General features: G+C 61.6%; 21 protein-coding genes. 13 read left to right on the top strand and 8 right to left on the bottom strand.

Features of this window, described 5'->3' with window-relative positions; genetic code table 11:
- Positions 1-9: 9 nt before the first annotated feature.
- On the bottom strand, positions 10-765 hold the full coding sequence (locus CDO35_RS16160) for a FadR/GntR family transcriptional regulator (RefSeq protein ID WP_099525710.1): 756 nt from the start codon (positions 763-765) through the stop codon (positions 10-12).
- Between the two features lie 107 nt (positions 766-872).
- Between CDO35_RS16160 and CDO35_RS16165 the strand changes: the two genes are divergently transcribed.
- A complete protein-coding gene (locus CDO35_RS16165) occupies positions 873-1,748 on the top strand; it encodes an aldose 1-epimerase (RefSeq protein ID WP_099525711.1) in 876 nt (291 codons plus the stop codon).
- A 244-nt stretch (positions 1,749-1,992) separates the two neighbouring features.
- Positions 1,993-2,211, top strand: coding sequence for a hypothetical protein (locus tag CDO35_RS16170; protein ID WP_099525712.1), 219 nt, complete (start codon positions 1,993-1,995; stop codon positions 2,209-2,211).
- A 48-nt stretch (positions 2,212-2,259) separates the two neighbouring features.
- On the opposite strand, the gene CDO35_RS16175 is transcribed toward CDO35_RS16170, so the two are convergent.
- Complete coding sequence (locus tag CDO35_RS16175) at positions 2,260-3,744, bottom strand: helicase HerA-like domain-containing protein (protein WP_099525713.1); 1,485 nt, start codon at positions 3,742-3,744, stop codon at positions 2,260-2,262.
- 155 nt (positions 3,745-3,899) lie between these two features.
- On the opposite strand from CDO35_RS16175, the gene CDO35_RS16180 reads away from it, so the two are divergent.
- A complete protein-coding gene (locus CDO35_RS16180) occupies positions 3,900-5,777 on the top strand; it encodes a methyl-accepting chemotaxis protein (protein ID WP_099525714.1) in 1,878 nt (625 codons plus the stop codon).
- 41 nt (positions 5,778-5,818) lie between these two features.
- Here the strand turns inward: CDO35_RS16180 and CDO35_RS16185 are convergent, their stop codons facing one another.
- Genes CDO35_RS16185 through purU form a run of 3 tightly spaced genes read right to left on the bottom strand, consistent with a single transcriptional unit; the run spans position 5,819 to position 7,332 of the window.
- The gene (locus CDO35_RS16185) at positions 5,819-5,998 is read right to left on the bottom strand and encodes a hypothetical protein (protein ID WP_099525715.1); all 180 of its coding nucleotides are present in this window, start codon (positions 5,996-5,998) and stop codon (positions 5,819-5,821) included.
- Positions 5,999-6,009: 11 nt separating this feature from the next.
- Positions 6,010-6,435, bottom strand: a complete 426-nt coding sequence (locus CDO35_RS16190) for a CBS domain-containing protein (protein ID WP_099525716.1) — start codon at positions 6,433-6,435, stop codon at positions 6,010-6,012.
- Between the two features lie 45 nt (positions 6,436-6,480).
- Positions 6,481-7,332 (bottom strand): formyltetrahydrofolate deformylase, encoded by an 852-nt coding sequence (gene purU, locus CDO35_RS16195; RefSeq protein WP_099525717.1) that lies wholly within the window; start codon positions 7,330-7,332, stop codon positions 6,481-6,483.
- A gap of 296 nt (positions 7,333-7,628) precedes the next feature.
- Between purU and mvaT the strand changes: the two genes are divergently transcribed.
- A complete protein-coding gene (gene mvaT, locus CDO35_RS16200) occupies positions 7,629-8,003 on the top strand; it encodes a histone-like nucleoid-structuring protein MvaT (RefSeq protein ID WP_099525718.1) in 375 nt (124 codons plus the stop codon).
- A 197-nt stretch (positions 8,004-8,200) separates the two neighbouring features.
- Here the strand turns inward: mvaT and sbcB are convergent, their stop codons facing one another.
- Positions 8,201-9,649 carry an exodeoxyribonuclease I gene (sbcB, locus tag CDO35_RS16205; RefSeq protein WP_099525719.1) on the bottom strand — a complete coding sequence of 483 codons (1,449 nt, stop codon included), beginning with the start codon at positions 9,647-9,649 and terminating at the stop codon, positions 8,201-8,203.
- A gap of 181 nt (positions 9,650-9,830) precedes the next feature.
- Between sbcB and CDO35_RS16210 the strand changes: the two genes are divergently transcribed.
- From CDO35_RS16210 to CDO35_RS16245, 8 genes are all read left to right on the top strand, one after another.
- Positions 9,831-10,589: a hypothetical protein gene (locus tag CDO35_RS16210; protein ID WP_099525720.1), complete on the top strand. Its 759-nt coding sequence runs from the start codon at positions 9,831-9,833 to the stop codon at positions 10,587-10,589.
- A 90-nt stretch (positions 10,590-10,679) separates the two neighbouring features.
- Complete coding sequence (locus CDO35_RS16215; protein WP_099525721.1) at positions 10,680-11,405, top strand: RDD family protein; 726 nt, start codon at positions 10,680-10,682, stop codon at positions 11,403-11,405.
- Positions 11,402-12,382 (top strand): stage II sporulation protein M, encoded by a 981-nt coding sequence (locus tag CDO35_RS16220; RefSeq protein WP_099525722.1) that lies wholly within the window; start codon positions 11,402-11,404, stop codon positions 12,380-12,382. Before CDO35_RS16215 ends, CDO35_RS16220 begins: the two co-directional genes overlap by 4 nt.
- Positions 12,369-13,955 carry a DUF4129 domain-containing protein gene (locus tag CDO35_RS16225; protein ID WP_099525723.1) on the top strand — a complete coding sequence of 529 codons (1,587 nt, stop codon included), beginning with the start codon at positions 12,369-12,371 and terminating at the stop codon, positions 13,953-13,955. Before CDO35_RS16220 ends, CDO35_RS16225 begins: the two co-directional genes overlap by 14 nt.
- Positions 13,952-15,133, top strand: coding sequence for a DUF4350 domain-containing protein (locus tag CDO35_RS16230; RefSeq protein ID WP_099525724.1), 1,182 nt, complete (start codon positions 13,952-13,954; stop codon positions 15,131-15,133). Before CDO35_RS16225 ends, CDO35_RS16230 begins: the two co-directional genes overlap by 4 nt.
- Positions 15,130-16,164, top strand: coding sequence for an AAA family ATPase (locus tag CDO35_RS16235; protein WP_099525725.1), 1,035 nt, complete (start codon positions 15,130-15,132; stop codon positions 16,162-16,164). The genes CDO35_RS16230 and CDO35_RS16235 overlap by 4 nt, the downstream gene beginning before the upstream one ends.
- Entirely contained in the window at positions 16,161-17,492 is a 1,332-nt protein-coding gene (locus CDO35_RS16240; RefSeq protein ID WP_099525726.1) for a DUF58 domain-containing protein, read from the top strand. Before CDO35_RS16235 ends, CDO35_RS16240 begins: the two co-directional genes overlap by 4 nt.
- A 243-nt stretch (positions 17,493-17,735) precedes the next feature.
- Complete coding sequence (locus CDO35_RS16245) at positions 17,736-18,317, top strand: superoxide dismutase (protein WP_003462535.1); 582 nt, start codon at positions 17,736-17,738, stop codon at positions 18,315-18,317.
- A gap of 66 nt (positions 18,318-18,383) precedes the next feature.
- On the opposite strand, the gene CDO35_RS16250 is transcribed toward CDO35_RS16245, so the two are convergent.
- A complete protein-coding gene (locus tag CDO35_RS16250) occupies positions 18,384-19,028 on the bottom strand; it encodes a hypothetical protein (RefSeq protein WP_099525727.1) in 645 nt (214 codons plus the stop codon).
- A 2-nt stretch (positions 19,029-19,030) separates the two neighbouring features.
- The gene (locus CDO35_RS16255) at positions 19,031-20,326 is read right to left on the bottom strand and encodes an ammonium transporter (RefSeq protein ID WP_099525728.1); all 1,296 of its coding nucleotides are present in this window, start codon (positions 20,324-20,326) and stop codon (positions 19,031-19,033) included.
- A gap of 302 nt (positions 20,327-20,628) precedes the next feature.
- Here CDO35_RS16255 and CDO35_RS16260 point away from each other — a divergent pair, with 302 nt between their 5' ends.
- A complete protein-coding gene (locus CDO35_RS16260; protein WP_099525729.1) occupies positions 20,629-22,683 on the top strand; it encodes a putative bifunctional diguanylate cyclase/phosphodiesterase in 2,055 nt (684 codons plus the stop codon).
- Positions 22,684-22,706 lie beyond the last annotated feature (23 nt).

The following is a 22,706-nucleotide window of genomic DNA, read 5'->3' on the forward strand; positions in this document are numbered from 1 at the left end:
CAACAAGTTTCAGCCGTGCAGCGCTTCCGCCTCGGCCGCTTCGTGCGCCTGACGCAGACGCTCGCGGCTGTTGGTCAGGTGCAGGCGCATCGCTGCCCGCGCCGCCTCGGCATCCTGGCGCGCGATGGCTTCGAAGATCTGCTCGTGCTCGCGCTCCAGGCGCGCCATGTAGTGGGTCTGATCGTCACGCGCCAAGCTGGCGGAATTGACCCGGGTACGCGGGATGATGCTGGTGCCCAGGTGACTGAGAATATCGGTGAAGTAGCGGTTGCCGGTGGCCTCGGCAATGCGCAGATGAAAATGGAAGTCCGAGGAAACTGCATCGCTGGCATGCATAGCACTCTCGTTGATGGCATCCAGCGCCTCGCGAATGGCCTTCAGCTGGACGTCATTACGACGCTGAGCAGCCATCCCGGCAGACTCCACCTCAAGGCTGATACGCAGCTCAAGAATGGCCAGAACGTCGCGCAAGGTGACGATGGTCGCCGGGTCGATGCGAAAACCACTGGCACTCGGCGTATCCAGCACGAAGGTGCCGATGCCGTGACGAGTTTCAACCAGGCCAGCGGCCTGCAAACGCGACAGCGCCTCGCGCACCACGGTGCGACTGACGCCCTGCTCTTCCATGATCGCCGACTCTGTCGGCAGCTTCTCACCGCGCTTGATCAACCCATCGCGAATGCGCTGCGACAGATCGGCTACCAGTTCCTGAGCCAGACTGCGGTGCTTGCGACGAGCACGAGGTTGAGCGTTTTGCATTTCCATGGCGGACGGGTTCTCGAATTAAGACTTGAGGCTTTGCCGTAATGATAGCCTAGCAGTTGTACGATGACACTATGAATTCCCGACAATTAAAGCCCTAGGAGCGTCAAATGCCAACGACCCTGCTGACTCTGAGCGATAACTTGACACAGTTGACTCTCGCCCCGGAACTGGGTGCAAGCCTGGTCAACTGGGTGCGCCTAAGCGATGGTCAGCCGCTGTTGCGCCACAGTGACGAACTGGGGCTGGCCACCTCCAATCCCCGGCGCCTGGCCTGCTACCCGTTGCTGCCCTGGTCCAACCGCATTGGCGGGGGCGGCTTCGCTACGCCTACCGGTTGGCAAGCACTAAGTGCCAACACCGAACACGAAGCACTGCCGATACACGGCAGTGCCTGGCAACAACCCTGGCAGGTAGTCGATGTGACGTCCGACAGCGCCAGTCTGGAACTGCAGAGCCAATCGCCTTTTCCCTATCGCGCCAATTTCCACATACAACTAACTGACGGCTGCCTGCGACTGACGTTACAAGCCACCCATCTTGGCGAGCAGCCCACCTGGTACGGACTCGGCCTGCATCCTTATCTGCCGCGCACTGCGCATACACGCGTGCAAGCGCAAGCAGGCGGCGTCTGGTTATGCGGTGAAGACAAACTGTCCAGTCAGTGGGTCGAATTACCGCAGGCCTGGAACTTCACCAAACCCACCTTGTTGCCACAGCAACTTGTCGATAATGCCTTTACCCACTGGCCCGGCAAGGCTCTCATCATTCAAGCAGACGCCGGTTATCAGCTAGTCTGCGAGACGGAGGGCTGCGATGTGTTTCTATTGTTCTGCCCAGAGGCACAGAATTTCTTCTGTTTCGAACCCGTCACCCATCCGGTCAACGCCCATCATTTACCGGGGCAGCCTGGGCTAAAGCTACTGGCAGCGAAGGAAAGCTGCCAGATGAGTTTCAGCCTGCATTATCAGGCGCTTGTGGGCTGATTACTGGACATTCAAAAGGCGTTGGTGATAATACCCGCCAGTTGCTCCATGCAACTTTTCTCGAAAAAAACTTACAAATAGATAAGTAACTGAAGAGAAAAGAGAAAGATGCAAAGCGTGAAACTTTGCAAATTTTTCTCCCAGCCTACCAAGGCGAAGCACTTTAGATTGATCCCTCAGCGCAACAATGAAACCTGGCGTTTCAGCTGTCGTGTGGGCCGATCACAACCTACAGGTAAAAACAGTGACGAAAGACGAACTGCGCGCCGAACTCGAGCGCCAGGCGCAGCGTTACAAGGATGTATACGGCGGAGAGGTCATTACCTACGCCGCTCAACCGGACCCCGATCGCAAACCCTGGCGCAAGAAACCCAGCCTGCTCGACCAGGCCTTCGATAAAGAAATCGAGAAAATCGAGAAAGAACGCCTGGAAAAGAAAGAAGCCGCCAGCGAATACGACTGATGCCCCGAGGGCGCATTGCAGCCGCGCGAAACGCGGCTGCAAATGACTTCAGCGCTTCTTGCCACCCATAAGCGACCCCATCAGCCCCCGCACCAGTTGCCGACCGAGTTGATTGGCCGCTTGCCGCAGGGCGCTCTTCATCGCACCGCCAAGCAACTCGCCGGCCATCTGTCCAAGCCCTTGCTCCTGCGCTGCGGGCTTGCCCTTGGTAGTCGATTGCACGGATACCTCAGCGGATGCCTGCGCAGCACGAGCAGTGAGCAGCTCATAGGCCGACTCGCGGTCGATGGGTTTGTCGTAACGCCCAGCCAAGGGTGACTGACGCACCAACGCCGCACGCTCGGATTCATTCAGCGGGCCGATGCGCGATTGCGGCGGAGCGATAGCCACTCGCTGAACCATGGCCGGCGTGCCCTTCTCCTCCAGCGTACCGACCAACGCCTCGCCAATCCCCAACTCGGTGAGCACGCTGAGCGTGCTGAACGCCGGGTTCGGGCGAAAACCGTCAGCCACTGCCCGCAGGGATTTCTGCTCCTTGGCGGTGAAGGCGCGTAGGCCGTGCTGGATGCGCAACCCCAGCTGGGCCAGGACATCGTCCGGCAGATCGCTCGGTGACTGAGTGACGAAATACACCCCGACGCCCTTGGAGCGAATCAGCCGCACCACTTGCTCCAGACGCTCTTGCAGGGCCTTTGGAGTACCCTGAAAGAGCAGGTGCGCCTCGTCGAAGAACAACGCCAGTACCGGTTTATCGGCGTCGCCACGCTCCGGCAGTTGCTCGAACAGTTCCGCCAACAGCCACAACAGGAAGGTCGCATAAACCTTGGGCGCCTCATGAACCAGGCGGGAGGCATCGAGCAGGTGCACACGACCGCGGCCATCGCGGTCAGGGTGCAACAGATCCTCGAGCTGCAATGCAGGCTCACCGAACAAGGCTTCGGCGCCCTGCTGCTCCAGCCCTGCCAGGCGACGCAACAACGCTTGTGCCGAGGTGCTGGTGAACAGCGCGCTGTCCTCGCCCAACACCTGCGGACTGTCCTTCAGGTAGCCGAGCAGCGCCTTAAGGTCTTTCAGGTCGAGCAGCAGTAGACCTTCGCGGTCAGCCACCTTGAACGCCGCGTAGAGCGCCGCCTGCTGGCTGTCGGTCAGCTCGAGCAAGGCGCCAAGCAGCAGCGGCCCCATCTCGCTGAGGGTGGTACGCAGTGGGTGGCCACTCTGGCCATGCACATCCCACAGCGTCACCGGGTAGGCCTGTGGTTGATGATTTAGCCAGGGCATGCTGGCGATACGCTCGGCGACCTTGCCTTGCGGCGCACCGGCAGCGCCCAGACCACACAGATCCCCTTTGACGTCAGCGGCGAACACCGCCACCCCGGCGTCGCTGAACGTCTCGATCAACCGTTGCAGGGTTACCGTCTTGCCGGTGCCGGTAGTACCCGCAATAAGGCCGTGACGGTTGGCCAGGCGCAAAGGCTGACCAACCGCCTGACCATCACTGCCAGCACCCAATACGAACTGTGAATTCAAAGGCATCTTGCCATCCCTCGGGTTAAAGCTTTACTGCAGATATACCGACAAAAAGGCAGAACAAACACCCATTCCCTCTGCCACAACAGCCCACGAAGCGCCCTTGCAAGCGCGCCGTGGAATACAAGACTGGTTCCAGAGCCATCCGGACGCAAGACAACATGAGCAAAAACCTGCAGTTCAGCCACAAGATTCTGCTCGCAGCCTCACTGGTGGTGATCGCCGCCTTCTCGCTGTTCACCCTTTACAACGATTACCTGCAACGCAACGCCATCCGCGAGGACCTGGAAAGCTATCTGCGTGAAATGGGCAATGTGACTGCCAGCAATATCCAGAACTGGCTGTCCGGACGCATCCTGCTGGTGGAAAGCGCTGCGCAGTCGATCAGCAACGATAGCGAGCCGGATCGCGTGATCAAACTGCTGGAGCAGAAGGCGCTAACCTCTTCCTTCGCCTTTACCTATCTGGGCACCGAAAGCGGTGGTTTCACCATGCGCCCGGACGAGCAGATGCCCGCCGACTACGACCCACGCACCCGCCCCTGGTACAAGGACGCCCTGGCCGCCGGCGGCACCACCCTTACCGAGCCTTACGTCGATGCCGCTACCGGCGAGCTGATCATCACCATCGCGACCCCGGCCAGGCCGGCTGGTGTCGTAGGCGGTGACCTGAGCCTGCAAACCCTGGTCAACATCATCAACGCGCTGGACTTCGACGGGATCGGTTATGCATTTCTGGTCAGCGCCGATGGCAAGGTTCTGGTCCACCCGGACAAGAGCCTGGTGATGAAGAATCTCAAGGACATCTACCCGCAGAACACACCACGCATCAGCAACGAGTTCAGCGAGGCTCAGCTCGATGGCAACACCCGCATCCTGACCTTCACGCCGGTCAAGGGCCTGCCTTCGGTCAACTGGCATATCGGTTTGTCGGTCGACAAGGCCAAGGCCTATTCCATGCTCAGTGAATTCCGCGCCTCGGCCATCATCGTCACGGTGATTGCCGTGGTGCTGATCATTGTCCTGCTCGGCCTGCTGATCCGCGTGTTGATGCAGCCGCTGAACACCATGGGCAAAGCCATGGAGGATATTGCTCAGGGTGAAGGTGACCTGACCAAGCGCCTGGCGATTCACTCCAACGACGAATTCGGCGCCCTCGCCAGCTCCTTCAATCGCTTCGTCGAGCGCATCCACAGCTCCATCCGTGAAGTGTCATCGGCAACCGTACAGGTCAATGAAGTGGCCAAGCTGGTGGTCAATGCCTCCAACTCGTCGATGGCCAACTCCGACGAACAGGCCAGCCGCACCAACAGCGTGGCTGCGGCGATCAACCAGCTCGGCGCGGCTGCACAGGAAATCGCGCGCAACGCCGCCGATGCCTCGAATCAGGCATCGGATGCCCGTCATCAGGCAGAAGACGGCGGCAAGGTGGTGCAGCAGGCGATCCGTTCGATGAGCGAGCTATCGAACAAGATCAGCGACGCCTGCGCCAAGATCGAAATGCTCAACAGCAAGACCGTGGACATCGGCCAGATTCTCGAAGTGATCAAGAGCATTTCCCAGCAGACCAACCTGCTCGCGCTCAACGCCGCCATCGAGGCGGCTCGTGCCGGCGAAGCGGGACGCGGCTTCGCCGTGGTGGCCGACGAGGTGCGCAACCTGGCGCACCGTACTCAGGAGTCGGCGCAGGAAATCGAGAAAATGATCGAAGAACTGCAGGTAGGATCGCGCGAGTCAGTCACCACCATGACCGAAAGCCAACGCTACAGCGAAGAAAGCGTGGACATCGCCAATCAGGCCGGCGAACGATTGGGCACGGTGACAGCCCGCATCGGCGAGATCGATGGGATGAACCAGTCGGTGGCCACTGCCACCGAGGAACAGACCTCGGTGATCGAATCACTGAACATGGACATCATCGAGATCAACACCCTCAACCAGGAAGGTGTGGAGAACCTGCAGGCCACCCTGCGTGCCTGCGGCGACCTTGAGCAACAAGCCGTGCGCCTCAAGCACCTGGTCGACAGCTTCCGCATCTGAAACTGTCGACAATAAGAAAGGCGCCGCGGCGCCCTTCCTGTTTATCGCTCGTGCTCAGGCTTGTCCTGGGTCTGCTCCTGCAACTGGCGCCACAGCTCGGCCGCATCGGCGAACTCGGTACCATCCTCTTCGCTCAATGCATCGGGGTCGTAACGCCGCACGCAGCCTTCCCCGAGTGTCGGAGGCGCCTTGGAGGTCGCCTTATCCAGCGGATCGCTCATTGCACCTCTCCTCAACCGACGCTCAATTCACCCTGCTCATGCTGGGCGAATTCCTTGACGGCACGAAGCACGTCATGACGACTGATCTGACCGATCAGACGACCGCTCTCAATCACCGGCATGCGCCGACGCCGCCCCCGCAGAAAGCGTTCTGACAGCTCGATGATGTCCGCCTCCGGGCTCACCGTCTCGACTTCGGTGGTCATGTAGGTGCTAACGGTACCGCCAACCGCTTCGTAGTAGGCACCGGAGAGAATGCCACGCAAACAGTCACCCTCCGACAGCAAGCCAATCAGGTGGCCCTGGGAATCGACCACCGGAGCCCCGGAAATACGGTGTTCCAGCAATCGATTGATGGCGGTGAACAGATCGGTATCCGACCTGAAGGTCACCAGATGGCGAGTCATGTAGTCGCGCACCTTGATGGACTTGAGCATGGGCGTTCTCCTCTGACGTGCATCGGGCCGGCCCACGCAGCAAGATCAGTCGAACACCACCGTCTTGTTGTCGTGCACCAGCACTCGGTCTTCCAAGTGATAGCGTAGCCCACGCGCCAGCACCATCTTTTCCACGTCCTTGCCCAAACGCACCATTTCCTCGATGTCGTCGCGGTGGGTAACGCGGACTACATCCTGTTCGATGATCGGGCCGGCATCCAGTTCTTCGGTAACGTAATGAGATGTTGCACCGATCAGCTTCACGCCACGCAGCGAGGCCTGGTGATAGGGCTTGGCGCCGACGAACGAGGGCAGGAAGCTGTGGTGGATATTGATCACACGCTGAGAGAACTCGGCACACAGCGCCGGCGGCAAGATCTGCATGTAACGCGCCAGGACGATGACATCGGCCTGATGCTCTTTGACCAGCCGCTCCACCTCGGCGAAGGCCGGTGCCTTGTCCTTGGGGTCCACCGGAACATGGAAGTACGGAATGCCGTGCCACTCGACCATGCTGCGCAGATCGTCATGGTTGGCGATCACACAGGGAATCTCGCAGTCGAGTTCATTGCTGTGCCAACGATGCAGCAGATCGGCCAGGCAGTGCGACTCGCGACTGGCCATCAGCACCACGCGCTTTTTCTGCGCCGAATCGGTGACGCGCCACTCCATGGAGAACTCACGGGCAATCGGCGAGAACGCCTGCTTGAAACCATCCAGATCGAACGGCAGCGAGTCGGCACGGATTTCGTGGCGCATGAAGAACCAGCCACTCTGTGTATCGGAGTGGTGACTGGCTTCGGTAATCCAGCCGTTATAGGTGGCAAGGAAATTACTGACTTTGGCAACGATACCGACGCGGTCAGGGCAGGAGATGACTAATCTGAACGTGCGCATAACTAAAACCCCAATGGCGGCGCAAAAGTCGGCCATTCTAACGATATGGCGAAAAAACTGCAGCAGCCACGCACCTGCAACAGCCCGCGAATGAGCACCTAGAAAACGCACTATTTGAGCGCACGGAAAACTTCATGACCTAGTTGCAGTCGCCGATTTAACTTAAGCCGGAGCGACACATAGGGTTGCATTGCATTTCGGTAATTTTGTGGCCTGCTGTTTACTTGTTATAAGTGCGTGACTATTATTGGATCACTGTTGACTACCACAGATTTATTCACGCCAAGGTAATGCCCATGTCGCTGATCAACGAATACCGCAACATCGAAGAAAGCATCAAAGAGCTCCAAGAGCGTCTGAAGAACATGTCGCAAGACGACAAGCTGAAGAAAGAGCTGGAATTCGAAGGCAAGCTGCGCACCCTGATGGGCGAATATCAGAAGTCGCTGCGCGACGTCATCGCCCTGCTCGATCCTGAAGCCAAAAGCGCTAAAGGCGTACGCGCCAGCAAGCCTGCTGCTGCCAAGCGCGCGCGCAAGGTCAAGCAGTACAAGAACCCGCACAGCGGCGAAGTGATCGAAACCAAAGGCGGCAACCACAAGACGCTGAAAGAGTGGAAAGCCAAGTGGGGCGCCGACGTCGTCGAAGGCTGGGCCACTCTGCTGGGCTAACTCCCGAGCGACACCCAAAACGCCAGCCATGCTGGCGTTTTTTATTGCCGATGTTTTTTCAGAAGTAGCCGCCCCGGGTAATTGCTTGCATCAGCAGTAATGCTGAACGAACGAAAAGTTCCCGTATCCCGATTTTTCTTACAACGCACAGAAACGGTCATCGCCCCGCGCATTGCCCCGGCAGCCTGCTGTCCGCTTTAAACGCCAGCGGGATTGATAGCAAAACGCGCCTGCAGCGCCTGTGCATACGTCTGCCACTGCTGCAAAAGTTGCAATTGGCTTGGGCTGCAGTCAGCGCGCAACTGCTCCAACGCTGCGTGAAATTGCGTCAGTGTATTGGGGGCACCGAACTCCGGATCGTTCAGACGCTGCCGGCAGAACTCTGCCCAGCGCTGAGATTCAGCTGCTGACAGACTGGCGGGAAAATTGCGCGCGCGATAACGAAACAACAACTCTGGCAGCCGGGCATCATCGAATGGCCACTTTTTGTCGTTGGCCAATGCATCGGGTTGAGCGTTACGCACCTGCTCACACAAACGACGGTCACGGTCACCGATAAACCCATCGTACAGCTGTTGCTCGGGGTCGTTACTGCCCGCGAAAGCCTCTTCACGGTAAATGACCGCTAACTTGTCCTGCCAAAGCGGCTGTTCATTTTTCAACACTTCGACATTGCGCTCACAACTCGGCCAGTCCAGCTGCAAACGCTGTCGATCCGCCTCGCGCAGCACCGAAAGCGGCGCCACGACCGGACAGCGATTGATGTGCAGCAGCTTCAGCGGCACCGGCAACTCGCCCTCGGCGAGATCCTCACGGCGCGTGTAGAGACGACTACGCAGCGTGTCGGCATCCAGACTCAGCAAGGGTGACGGATCGGCCTGCAGATCACAGACGATCAGCGCATTGCGGTTGCGCGGATGCCAAGCCAAGGGCAATACGGGCGCCAGATAATGACGTGCCGCAGAGAAGCGTCCGGAAATGTGCAACTGCGGCTGCAGCAGTCGAATCTGATCCAGCACTCGCTGCTTGCTGCGCAGTTGGTAGAGAAAGTCGTAAAGCTTTGGCTGGCGCTCACGCAGCAGCCGTGCCAGGCCAATGGTGGCGCGCACGTCGGACAGCGCGTCATGCGCCTGGCCATGATCGATGCCATTGGCCTGGGTCAGCCGCTCCAGCTTGAGCGAGACCCGCCCCTCCTCCTCAGGCCACTCGATGCCTTCGGGACGCAGCGCATAGGCCGTGCGTACCAGATCGATCAGGTCCCAGCGGCTGTTGCCGCCCTGCCACTCGCGCGCATAGGGGTCGAAGAAGTTGCGATAGAGGCTGTAGCGCGTCACCTCGTCATCGAAACGCAAGCTGTTGTATCCGGCGCCACAGGTGCCCGGTGCCGAGAGCGCGGCATGCACGCGGGTCATGAACTCGCCTTCGTCGAGCCCCAACTGCTGCAGGCGCTGCGGATCGATACCGGTCACCAGGCAGGCAGCCGGGTGCGGCAAGATATCGTCACTGGGGCGGCAGTAGATGTTCAGTGGCTCGCCAATCTCGTTCAGCGCCTCATCGGTACGGATGCCCGCCACCTGCAGCGGGCGGTCACACCGCGGATTGATACCGGTGGTCTCGTAGTCGTACCAGAAGATGCTGGAAGTCATTGGCGGCTCCGTACCCAAGGCAAAATTACCGCCAGTCTATCATCCACCTCCGGCCTCGCCGCCGCCGGCAAAAGCATGAACCAGCGCACAGGTGCCGTATGAGCGGATGCGCTGCACTTGAGAAAAATGCTGTAACCATTAGCATTGGCATTTCTCTACCACTCTGTACAAGGACGCAGCCATGAGTGACGCAATCACCCCCAATCCCTATGCCGCCCCCACCAGCAACCTGCAACAATTGCCGTCCAACCAGGTACCGAGCATCGAAGAAGCTCTGGCACGCGGCTATGACTTCAACATCGGCGACCTGCTGAGCGAGTCGTGGAGCAAGGTCAAAGGCACCAAAGGCATCATCATCGGTGGCTTCCTGGTGTTCTACGTGGTGCTGCTGGCAGCCACTTTCATCCTCGGCGGCGTAGTGGGCATCTTCGGCGCGCTGAGCGATAACATCGCCCTGATGTTCATCGGCGAGATCCTGATTTCGCTGCTGGCATCGGCGCTGGCGTACCCCTTCATGGCCGGCATCAACATGGTCGGCATTCGCCGCGCCGCCGACCAGCCGCTGAACTTCAACGAAATCTTCAGCCACTTCGGCCGCACCGTGCCGCTGATCATCACCGCCGTGGTGATGATGCTGCTGATCTACCTCGGCATGATCCTGCTGCTGATCCCCGGCATCTATCTGGGCGTCGCCTACCTGCTGGCTGTACCGCTGGTAGTCGAGCGCGGCCTGTCGCCCTGGCAGGCTCTGGAAGCCTCGCGCAAAGCCATCACCCAGCACTGGTTCAAGGTCTTCGGTCTGTTCATCGTGCTCGGCCTGATCGTCATGGTCAGCGCCATCCCGCTGGGTATCGGCCTGGTATGGAGCATCCCGCTGATGGTAGTGGCCATGGGCGTGCTGTATCGCACCATCTTCGGCGTGCTGCCGGCCGCCCAGTAAAGCCGACGTGACTCGGGCCAGTTCACTGGCCCGGTTGCGTTCGTGGCCCGCTGCTCGCTAGCATCGGGCTTTCCTTGATGCAGTCCGCCGATGCCCTCACGCTCAAGCGCCAGCTTTTCATCCCCACTGCCGCCCCTGGATACTCGCTATCAGGTCGAAACGCCGGAAGGTATCGATCTGCATCTGCGACCAGCCGGGCTGGTCCCGCGCGCCCTGGCGTTCGCCATCGACCTGGCCATTCGCGGCCTGATCCTGAGCGCGACGTTCATTGTGCTCGGCCTGCTTGGTCAGTTCGGCATGGGCCTGGGCACCATCCTGCTGTTTCTCGTGACCTGGTGGTACATGGTGCTGTTCGAGGTGCTCAACCAGGGCCGCTCTCCCGGCAAGCAGATGCTTGGCCTACGCGTGGTGCACGATGACGGTACGCCCATCGGCTGGGCCGCATCGCTGACGCGCAACCTGCTGCGCTTCGTCGATATTTTGCCGTTTGGCTACACCCTGGGCATCATCAGTTGCCTTAACCACCCGGCCTTCAAGCGCCTTGGCGATATCGCTGCCGGCACGCTGGTGGTCTATCGCGATGCGCCACTGAGCAAACCGCTACTCGCCGACGCAGAGCCGCTGCCAGCGCCCTTCACGCTCAACCTTGACGAGCAGCGCGCCGTCCTCGGTTTTGCCGAACGTGGCGGGCAACTCTCCGCAGCGCGCCGCGCCGAACTGGCGGCGCTGCTGGCCGAGCCACTGCAAGTGCCTGCCGAACAGGCCGAACCGCGCCTCAACGGCATCGCGCGCGGCCTTCTGGGAAGTGCACCGTGAAACAGAGCCTGTTCGAAAGTCGCCATCAGCCGGATTGGGATGCCTTCAACAGCCAACTCGAGGCGCTTGAACGCGGCAAGTCCAAAACGCAGGCCTACCATGGCTTCGCCGCCAGCTACCGGCAGCTTTGCCAACATCTGGCGCTGGCTCAGGCGCGCGGCTACAGCAGCCATCTGATCGATCAGTTGCAGCAACTGGCGATGCGCGGCCACCAGCAGTTCTACCGTCATCGCAGCCACCTTGGCGCGCAGATGATCCGCTTTCTGTTCGGCGGCTTCCCGCGCCTGGTACGCAGCGAGTGGCGCAGCGTGTGCGTGGCCAGCCTGCTGTTCTTCGGCAGCCTGGCATTGATGGGGCTGCTGACCTATCTCTATCCCGAGCTTATTTTCAGCCTGGTCAGTCCCGATCAGGTCAGCGAAATGGAAGGCATGTACGACCCAGACGCGCGACGCCTCGGCCGCTTCAGCGAACGCGGTTCGGGCGACGACTGGGTGATGTTCGGCTTCTACATCATGAACAACATCGGCATCGCCTTTCAGACCTTCGCCAGCGGTCTGCTGCTGGGCCTCGGCAGCCTGTTCTTCCTGCTGTTCAACGGCCTGATGATAGGCGCAGTGGCCGGCCATCTGACGCGCATCGGCTACGGCGAGCCGTTCTGGTCCTTCGTCATCGGCCATGGTGCCTTCGAGCTGACCGCTATCGCCCTGGCAGGCGCGGCCGGTTTCAAGCTAGGCTGGGCGCTGCTCGCCCCCGGCCGCCTGCCCCGTGGCGAGGCCTTGCGCCTGGCCGCTGGCAAGGCAATACAGCTGGTGGCCGGGGTGATCCTGTTCCTGCTGCTGGCCGCCTTCATCGAGGCGTTCTGGTCATCCACCACCTTCGCCAGCCCGAATATCAAGTACGCCGTCGGCGCGGGGCTCTGGGCGCTGGTGCTTAGTTATCTGTTGCTGGCCGGGCGGAGGCAGCATGCGCCTGACTGAAGCCAGCGTCGCCATCCGCCCGCGCAGCGCCTGGGAAGCCATTGACCTCGGCGTGCTGCTTGCCCGCCGTCATGCTGGTTTGCTGATGGCCAGTTGGGCACTGGTCACACTGCCCCTTTTCGCCCTGCTCTGCGCCTTGCTCTGGCAGTATCCAGGCTGGGCCATCTTCCTGTTCTGGTGGCTCAAACCCGCCTATGAACGGCTGCCGCTGTACATCCTTTCGCAAGCCCTGTTCGGCAACACACCCTCGCTGAAACAGGCCCTGCGCGCCCTGCCAAAACTGCTGCGCCCGCAATTGCTGGCCAGCCTGACCTGGCGTCGCCTGAGCCCGACACGCAGCTTCGATCTACCCGTGCTGCAACTCGAAGGCCTGGCCGGCCAGGCACGCAGCCAGCGCTTGGTAGTGCTCGGCCAGCGAGACAGTGCCGCCGCTACCTGGCTGACGCTGGTGGGCATGCACCTGGAAGTCGCCCTATGGATGGGCCTGGTCGCCCTGTTCTATCTGATGCTGCCACAACAGGTGGAGCTGAACTGGACCTGGGAAAGCATGATCGCCGCCAGCAGTGGCCAATGGCTGTGGCTGGAGCACCTGTCCAACCTGCTTTACGTGCTACTGCTGATCATCTGGGAGCCGGTCTACGTCGCCTGCGGTTTCACCCTCTACCTCAACCGCCGCACCGCCCTGGAAGCCTGGGATATCGAGCTGACCTTCCGCCGCCTGCGCCAACGTATGACCGGCAGCGCCTACGCCCTGTTGCTCGGTTGCGCCGCGCTGCTGACGCAGTTGCCAAGCAACGCCTGGGCCGACACGCAACCAATCGTCAGTGAAGAAGTTGAGCAGGCCGATCCACAAGGCCCCGACGCACCGCGCCTGCTCCAGCAGCCGCTGAGCAGCCAGGCCGCGCGTGAAAGCATCGAAGCGCTGCTCGACGAGCCGCCCTTCCAGCACCGCGAAACCGTCACGCGCTGGCGCCTGGGCGAAGAAAAGCCCGCTGAGGAGCCCAAACCGGAGGACGTCGAAGCCTTCCTCGACATGCTCAAGAACCTGCTCAAGCTCGGCGAATGGTGGAAGAGCCTGGATATCGTCGCACAGATCTTCGAAGTGCTGCTGTGGACGGCGCTGGCCGCGCTGCTGACCTTCGTTCTGTGGCGCTACCGCGAGTGGCTGCAGGCCTTTGGCGAACATATCGGCCTGCCGACACGACGCCGGCAGGTCGCGCCGCAACAGCTGTTCGGTCTGGAACTGGCGCCGGAGACACTGCCCGATGACGTCGCCAGCGAAGCCGAACGGCTCTGGGCCGAACAGCCGCGCGCAGCACTCGGTTTGCTCTACCGCGCCTTGCTCAGCCGGCTTTTGCACGAGCACCGCCTGCCCCTGAAACAGTCGCACACCGAAGGCGAAGTGCTGCATCTGGTCGCAGGTCTTGGACAGCAGAATCTGGAAGACTACAGTCGCCAGCTCACCCTGCATTGGCAGGTCCTGGCCTATGGTCATCGCCTGCCTGACGAGTCATTGCGCCAGGGCCTGTGCCAGGGCTGGCGTAGCCTCTTCGGTCAGGAGCGTGCAGCATGAGTCGGCGCGCCGGTTTCATCCTCGCCATGGCCCTGCTGCTGGGCCTGGGACTGCTCGCCAGTTATGTGCTGGGCAAGCTCGAACCTTATGAGGACGTGGTCGAACACGGCCCTTCTCCCGAGGTTGCCAGCAGCCCTTACCTGGCGGCCGAGCACTTCCTGCGCAAACAGGGCATCGCCGCTCGCCGCGCCGAAGGCCTGGACGTGCTGGACGGCCTGCCCAGCGAAGGTCAGACCCTGATGCTACTGGCCGACCGCGGCAACATGACGCCACGCCAGGTCGAGCGCGTGCTGCAATGGACGGCCAATGGCGGTCACCTGCTGTTCATCGCCGAACGCCTGTGGGACGAAGAGGAAGGCAAGAGCGGCGACCTGCTGCTCGATCTGCTCGGCATCCAGCAATACATGAGTGACGACCTGGATGACGAAGATGCCAGTGAGCCCGAGCCGGACAACGAAGAGCACGAGGCCTACCCGCAGCTCACCAAGCTCTACCTGGAGAACGAACAGGCCCCGGCCTACATCGCCTTCGACACCGACTTTCATCTGTACGATGCGCAGAACCGGGCGCACGCCTGGGCCAACAGCGACTCTGCCACGCACTTGCTGCAGCTTTACCACGGCGATGGCCTGATCACCGTACTGAGCGATCCGTGGATCTGGCAGAACCGCAACATCAACGAATACGACCACGCCTGGCTGCTCTGGTACCTGAGCCAGGACAGCGCCGTGACCCTGCTCTATCACGCCGACAGTGACGGCCTGGCCCGCCTGCTGCTGCGCCATTTCCCGCTGGCCCTGCTGGTGCTGGCGCTGTTGATCATCGCCACCCTGTGGCACGTCGGCGTGCGCCATGGCCCACTGCAGGCACCGGCCAGCAGAGCCCGTCGCCAGCTCGAAGAACACCTGCGCGGCAGTGCCGACTTCCTCCTCCGTCGCAGTGGTCAGCACAGCCTGCTCAAAGGCCTGCAGCAGGACATCAATCGCCGCGCGCGCCGCCGCCACCCCGGTTTCGAGAAACTCGCCGTCGCCGAACAATGGCAAGTGCTCGGTCGCCTGACCCGCCTGCCCGCCAAGAACATCAGCCAGGCCATGCGCCCATTGCCGCCGCAGCGCCTGTCCGCCAGTGACTTCACCCGCCAGGTCGCCCACCTGCAAACCCTCAGGAATGCCCTATGAGCGAGATCCCCGAGAACGACAACCTGCCGGTGCAGGAAACCCCGACCGCCGCGCCAAGCAACCCGCAAGCGCAGCAGCGCCAGCGAGCCAGCCAGTTGGCCCAGGCTCTGCGCGCCGAGCTGCGCAAGGCCGTGATCGGCCAGAGCGCGGTGATCGACGATGTGCTCACCGCGCTGATCGCCGGTGGCCATGTGCTGGTCGAAGGTGTACCGGGGCTGGGCAAGACCCTGCTGGTACGCGCCCTGGCGCGCTGCTTCGGCGGCGAGTTCGCGCGCATCCAGTTCACCCCGGACCTGATGCCCAGCGATGTCACCGGCCATGCCGTGTACGACATGCAGAGCGAACAGTTCAAGCTGCGCAAGGGCCCGGTGTTCACCAACCTGCTGCTGGCCGACGAAATCAACCGCGCACCGGCCAAGACCCAGGCCGCCCTGCTGGAAGTAATGCAGGAACGCCAGGTAACCCTGGAAGGTCGCGCCCTGCCCGTGCAGTTGCCGTTCATGGTGCTGGCGACCATGAACCCGATCGAGCAGGAAGGCACCTACCCGCTGCCGGAAGCCGAGCTGGACCGCTTCATGCTCAAACTGCGCATGGATTATCCGCAGCAGGACGAAGAGCTGAACATGGTGCGCCAGGTGACGCGCTCGGCCAAGGCAGACATGCTCGAAGTCAGCCCGCTGCGCAACCTGCTGCAAGCCAAGGACGTGCTGGCGCTGCAAAAGATCGCCAGCGATCTGGCCCTGGATGATCAGGTCCTCGATTACGCCGTGCGCCTGGCCCGCGCCACCCGCAGTTGGCCAGGCCTGGCCATGGGCGCCGGGCCGCGCGCCTCGATCGCCCTGGTACGCGGCGCCCGTGCGCGTGCGCTGCTGCGCGGCGGCGACTTCGTCCTGCCGGATGACATCAAGAGCTGCGCCCTGGCCGTGCTGCGCCATCGCGTACGTCTGGCGCCGGAGCTGGATATCGAAGGCCTGTCGGTGGATCAGGTTCTACAACAGTTGCTCGATCAGGTGCCGGCACCGCGCCTATGAAACCTTCGCGCCTGCTCCTAGGGCTGCTCGGCGGCCTGTTCGCCGCCGCCGTATTGCTCGGCGCCTTGCCCCTGCTCGGCATTCGCCTGGCAGACAGCCTGATGCCAGTGGCCTGGGGGCTGTTGCTGGCGTTGCTGCTGATCGCCGCTGTCGACGCCCTGTGGCTGCGTCGTCAGCCATCTCCGCGCCTGGAGCGCGTGTTACCGGGTAATCTGCCGCTCGGGCGCTGGAGCGAGGTGCAACTGATCGTTCATCATGACTTTGCCCAAACCCAGGAAATCGAGGTCTTCGACCATGTGCCGGAAGGCATGGCCTTCGACTTCCTGCCACAACGCATCACCCTGCATCCGGGCCAGCAAACCCAGGCCAGCTATCGCCTGAAACCGCTTATCCGCGGGCATTTCCACTTCGCCCAGTGCGAACTGAAACTGCCCAGCCCACTGCGCCTGTGGCAAGCCAAGCGTCTGCTGCCGCTGGCTGATGAGAGTCGCGTCTACCCGGACTTCGCCCGCCTCTACGGCGCGCAGCTCAAGGCCGTGGACGACTGGCTGAGTCAGTTGGGCGTGCGCCAACGCCCGCGTCGCGGCCTGGGTCTGGAATTTCACCAGCTGCGCGAATTTCGTGACGGCGACACCTTGCGCCAGATCGACTGGAAGGCCACCGCTCGCAAGCGCACGCCCATCGCTCGCGAGTATCAGGACGAGCGCGACCAGCAGATCGTCTTCCTCCTCGATTGCGGCCGACGCATGCGCAGCCAGGACGACGAACTGTCGCACTTCGACCATGCGCTCAACGCCTGCCTGCTGCTCAGCTACGTCGCCCTGCGCCAGGGCGATGCCGTCGGCCTGGCGACCTTCGCCGGCAACCAGTCGCGTTACCTGGCGCCGGTCAAAGGCCCGGCTCAGCTGAACGTGCTGCTCAATGCCGTTTACGACCTCGACACCAGCCAGCAACCTGCCGACTTCAGCGCCGCCGCCGATCTGCTGCTGGCGCGTCAGCGGCGTCGCTCGCTGGTGGTACTGGTGACCAACCTGCGCGATGAAGACGATCAGGACCTGCTCGCCGCCGTGCGTCGCCTGTCACGCCAGCATCGCGTGCTGATCACCAGCCTGCGTGAGGAAGCGCTGGATCGCCTGCGCCAGACGCCCGTAGAGCAATTCGATCAGGCCCTGGCCTACTGCGGCACGCTGGACTACCTCAACGCCCGCGCCGACCTGCACGAGCGCCTGGCCGCCCACGACGTACCGGTGCTCGATGCCCGCCCAGGCGAACTCGGCCCGGAACTGGTGAGCAGCTATCTGGCCTGGAAAAAAGCCGGCGCGCTTTAAGGTCTGTTGGTGTTTCGGCACCACCGCGCAGAAAGAGGCAACTGCTGGCGTCCCTGGCTGTCGAACCCAATGCTGCAGAGGCCCTGGCACCGGCTTTCCCACACAGATGTTGCGTGGTTATGGCCGTGGCTGGGTGCTATGATCCCGAGTCTGCGGCGCAAAGAGTACAAACTCGACGCCGCCTATAGGCCGCCCGTGATCGGCCTTGCGCATACCGCACACGACCTGAGTAGGAGATAGACCATGGCTTTTGAATTGCCGCCGCTGCCTTACGAAAAGAATGCCCTCGAGCCGCACATTTCCGCCGAGACCCTCGAGTTCCACCACGACAAACACCACAACACCTACGTCGTGAACCTGAACAACCTGGTGCCGGGCACCGAGTTCGAAGGCAAGAGCCTGGAAGAAATCGTCAAGACCTCCTCGGGCGGCATCTTCAACAACGCCGCTCAGGTGTGGAACCACACCTTCTACTGGAACTGCCTGTCGCCGAACGGCGGTGGCCAGCCGACCGGCGCACTGGCTGACGCCATCAACGCTGCCTTCGGTTCCTTCGACAAGTTCAAGGAAGAGTTCAGCAAAGTTTCCATCGGTACCTTCGGTTCCGGCTGGGGCTGGCTGGTGAAGAAAGCTGACGGCTCCCTGGCCCTGGCCAGCACCATCGGCGCTGGCTGCCCGCTGACCTCCGGCGACACCCCGCTGCTGACCTGCGACGTCTGGGAACACGCCTACTACATCGACTACCGCAACCTGCGTCCGAAGTACGTCGAGGCGTTCTGGAACCTGGTGAACTGGGACTTCGTCGCCCAGAACTACGCGGCCTGAATCTCAGCCCCGTAATGCGAAAACCCGGCCTTGATGGCCGGGTTTTTCGTTTCTGACACTGGCTATCTAGAGCAGTCGACGTGGTGAGAACTCCACCCCCTGCCCCTCCACACGGTTGACCGCCTGACTCAGTACGCGATCAGCACGTACCGGCCCGAGAAACTCGCAGAGCCCGATATAGAGCAGGTTCAACAGCTTGCGCAGCTGCTCCAGCCCCAGATTGGCGATGCCGTCGCCACCACCCTGCTCCAACCAGATACGCAAACGCGTCGACAGCTCGGAGCTCACGCCCATACCGGACAGGTTGCCGGCGGCAAAGCGCCTTAGCGCCGCCTGCTGCGTGCCATCGAGTTGCTCCAGCAAGGCCTGATTCAGAGCCAGGAAAGTCGTTTGCGCGGCGCTATCCGGAGTCGCCACTTGCCTTACGGCTTCATTGCGTCCCTGGCGCCAGGCAGCCAGCTGCTCCTCCGGGTCAGGCAACAGTTGCGAGGGCGGCCCTGTCAGGGCGCCGACCAGTTCGCGATATAGGCGTGCACGTTCGAGCTTGCGCTCGGTACGCAGCACCACCTCGGCGAGAAACCCATTGAGAGCGAACGGCGGCTGCTCCGCGTACTTGTTCTCCCACAGCGCCAGCAGTGGCCAGACCTCTTCATCCGAAAAGTGTCCGGCCAGGCCGGTGTAGATCGCGCGACGACGCAGGCTCAATCTCATACTCAGCCCCTCCTCGACCATTGCTCGCTGTCGAAGGTCTGCGTCAGGTTGAACTCCGGATAACCGACCTCGGCATGTTCGGCAAAATCCAGCCCGCGCTGCTCATGCTGGGTCGAAACCCGTAGCCCCATGGTCTTGGCCAGCAGGAAGTAGAACACCAGGGTGACCGGGAAGGCCCAAAGAAAGGCTGCCGCAGCACCCAATGCCTGCACCGCGACACGCTCCCAGTTGAACAGGTCGCCCTGATAGAACAGACCTGCAGCCAGGGTGCCCCAGATACCGGCGAATCCGTGGACTGGAATCGCACCGACCACATCGTCGAGCTGCAGGCGATCGAGCAAACGCATGCCGTAGACCACGACAAACCCGGCGATCAGACCACTGAGCAAAGCGAAACCCGGTGCCATGCTGGCGCAGCCGGCGGTGATGCCGACCAGCCCGCCAATCGAGCCATTCACCGTAGTGGTCAACAGTACCGGGCTGGCCGTGCTGCGCTGCGCCAGCAGAGCGCCGAGCGCGCCAGCGACCGCTGCCAGATGCGTATTCAGGGCGATCAACCCGAGACTGCTGCTGACCTCAAGGTTGCTGCCGGCGTTGAAGCCGAACCAGCCTACCCAGAGGATGAAACCGCCCAATGCCACCAGCCCGAGGTTGTGCCCGGGAATCAAACGCGCCCTGCCATCAGGTGAGAAACGCCCGAGGCGCGGGCCAAGCACCAGAATCCCAGCCAGCGCGCACCAGGCACCGATGCTGTGCACCACGGTCGAGCCGGCAAAATCGATGAAGCCGAGCTTGGCCAGCCAGCCCTGGCCGCCGTACAAACCACCCCACACCCAGCTGCCGAATATCGGGTAGATCACACCGCTGATCAGCACCGCCCCGATCAAATAGGCGCCATACCGCGTGCGCTCGGCCATGGCACCACTGGCGATGGTCGCAGCGGTGGCGGCGAACATCATCTGGAACAGCAGGAAGGTGTAGTCCCAGGGCTCGCCGTCATTCGGTGCGAAATGACTCATGCCGAACCAGCCGGTGACATTGGCGCCAAACATCAAACCGAAGCCGAACAACCAGAACACGATGCCACCCACGCAACCGTCCATGTAGTTCTTCATCATCACGTTGACCGCGTTCTTGGCCCTCGACATACCGCTCTCCAGCAAGGCGAAGCCCGCCTGCATGAAGAACACCAGCACGCTGGCCAACACCAGCCAGGCCGTATTGACGGCCTCCTCGCTGGCGGCATGAGCCTGTGGGGCAAAGCTGACAGCGACGAGCAACAGCATGAGCGTTTTCATCACGAGTCCCCTCCTGGTCGATGCCCGGCCTTCGCAACTCTTGTGCCAGCCTCGAAACAGGCGACGAACGGCGCGAAACAAGGCGTAACAGCAACAGGGGTCAATGCGACCAAGGGTACTCAAGTCCGTAACAATCGCACCGACACAGAGCAAGGAGCCGACCTAGAGGCCGCGATGCGCACCAAGAGCGTTCCTTGTGAATAAATAGTGCCACCAGGCATGATGGCCCTTTGACGGCCAGGCCTAGATTGCCAATACTCTCGTCTGACTGACGCTGTAAGCATCGACATAAGGAATTGCCTTTGAAGCTGGAATTGAAGAACAGCTTGTCACTCAAGTTGCTCCGCGTGGTGCTGTTATCAGCACTCGTAGTCGGGGTGGTATTGAGTTGTGCGCAGATTGTCTTCGACGCCTACAAGACACGTCAGGCGGTGGCCAACGATGCCCATCGCATCCTCGGCATGTTCCGTGACCCCTCCACTCAGGCGGTATACAGCCTGGACCGCGAGATGGGCATGCAGGTGATCGAGGGGCTGTTCCAGCACGAATCGGTGCGTCACGCCTCCATTGGCCACCCCAACGAACCCATGCTCGCCGAGCGCACTCGCGATCTGGCACAGATGCCGACTCGCTGGCTGACCGACCCGATTCTCGGGCAGGAGCAGCAGTTCGCCACCAAACTGGTCGGCCGCGGCCCCTACAGCGAGTATTACGGTGACCTCAACATCACCCTCGATACGGCGCCTTACGGTGAAAGTTTCGTCACCAACTCGGTGATCATCTTCATCTCAGGGGTGCTGCGCGCCATGGCCATGGGCCTGGTGCTTTATCTGGTTTATCACTGGCTGCTGACCAAACCGCTGTCGAAGATCATCGAGCACCTCACCAACATCAATCCCGACCGCCCCAGCGAACACAAGCTGCCCATGCTCAAGGGCAACGAGAAGAACGAGCTGGGCTTGTGGATCAACACCGCCAACCAGTTGCTGGCCTCCATCGAGCGCAATACCCACCTGCGCCGTGAAGCCGAGAACAGCCTGCTGCGCATGGCTCAGTACGACTTCCTCACAGGTCTGCCCAATCGCCAGCAACTGCAACAGCAACTCGACCAGATTCTCGAAGATGCCGGCCGCCTGCAGCGCCGCGTAGCCGTACTCTGCGTCGGCCTGGATGATTTCAAGGGTATCAACGAACAATTCAGTTACCAGAGCGGCGACCAGTTGCTACTCGCACTGTCCGACCGCCTGCGCAGCCATAGCGGCCGTCTCGGCGCTCTGGCCCGCCTGGGCGGCGACCAGTTCGCCCTGGTTCAAGCCGATATAGAACAACCCTACGAAGCTGCCGAGCTGGCGCAGAGCGTACTCGACGACCTGGAGCTGCCCTTCCTGCTCGATCAGCACGAAGTACGCCTGCGCGCCACCATCGGCATCACCCTGTTCCCGGAAGACGGCGATAGCACTGAAAAGCTGCTGCAGAAAGCCGAGCAGACCATGACTCTGGCCAAGAGTCGTTCGCGCAATCGCTACCAGTTCTACATCGCCAGCGTCGACAGCGAGATGCGTCGCCGTCGTGAGCTGGAAAAGGATCTGCGCGATGCTCTGGCGCAGAACCAGTTGCACCTGGTCTACCAGCCCCAGATAGACTATCGCGACCACCGCGTGGTCGGCGTCGAAGCACTGCTGCGCTGGCAGCACCCGCAGCATGGCTTTGTAGCACCGGACCTGTTCATCCCGCTGGCCGAACAGAACGGCACCATCATTCCCATTGGTGAATGGATTCTCGACCAGACCTGCCGCCAACTGCGCGAATGGCATGACCAGGGCTTCAGCGATCTGCGCATGGCCATCAACCTGTCCACCGTGCAGTTGCACCACGCCGAGCTGCCGCGCGTGGTCAACAATCTGATGCAGGTCTATCGCCTGCCGCCCAAAAGCCTGGAGCTGGAAGTCACCGAGACCGGCCTGATGGAAGACATCAGCACCGCCGCCCAGCACCTGCTCAGCCTGCGCCGCTCCGGCGCGCTGATCGCCATCGACGACTTCGGTACCGGCTATTCCTCGCTGAGCTATCTGAAGAGCCTGCCGCTGGACAAGATCAAGATCGACAAGAGCTTCGTGCAGGATCTGCTCGAGGACGAAGACGACGCCACCATCGTTCGCGCCATCATCCAGCTGGGCAAGAGCCTGGGCATGCAAGTCATCGCCGAAGGCGTGGAAACCGCCGAGCAGGAGGCCTACATCATCGCCCAGGGCTGCCATGAGGGTCAGGGCTACCTGTACAGCAAGCCGCTGCTAGCGCGCGATTTGACGCTGTTCCTCAAGCAGTCACGCCGCCTGAGTTCAGCCGCGACGCTCTAAACGTCAGCCACAAAAAACGCCGC

It is taken from the genome of Pseudomonas sediminis (genome assembly GCF_002741105.1).
GTDB lineage: Bacteria > Pseudomonadota > Gammaproteobacteria > Pseudomonadales > Pseudomonadaceae > Aquipseudomonas > Aquipseudomonas sediminis.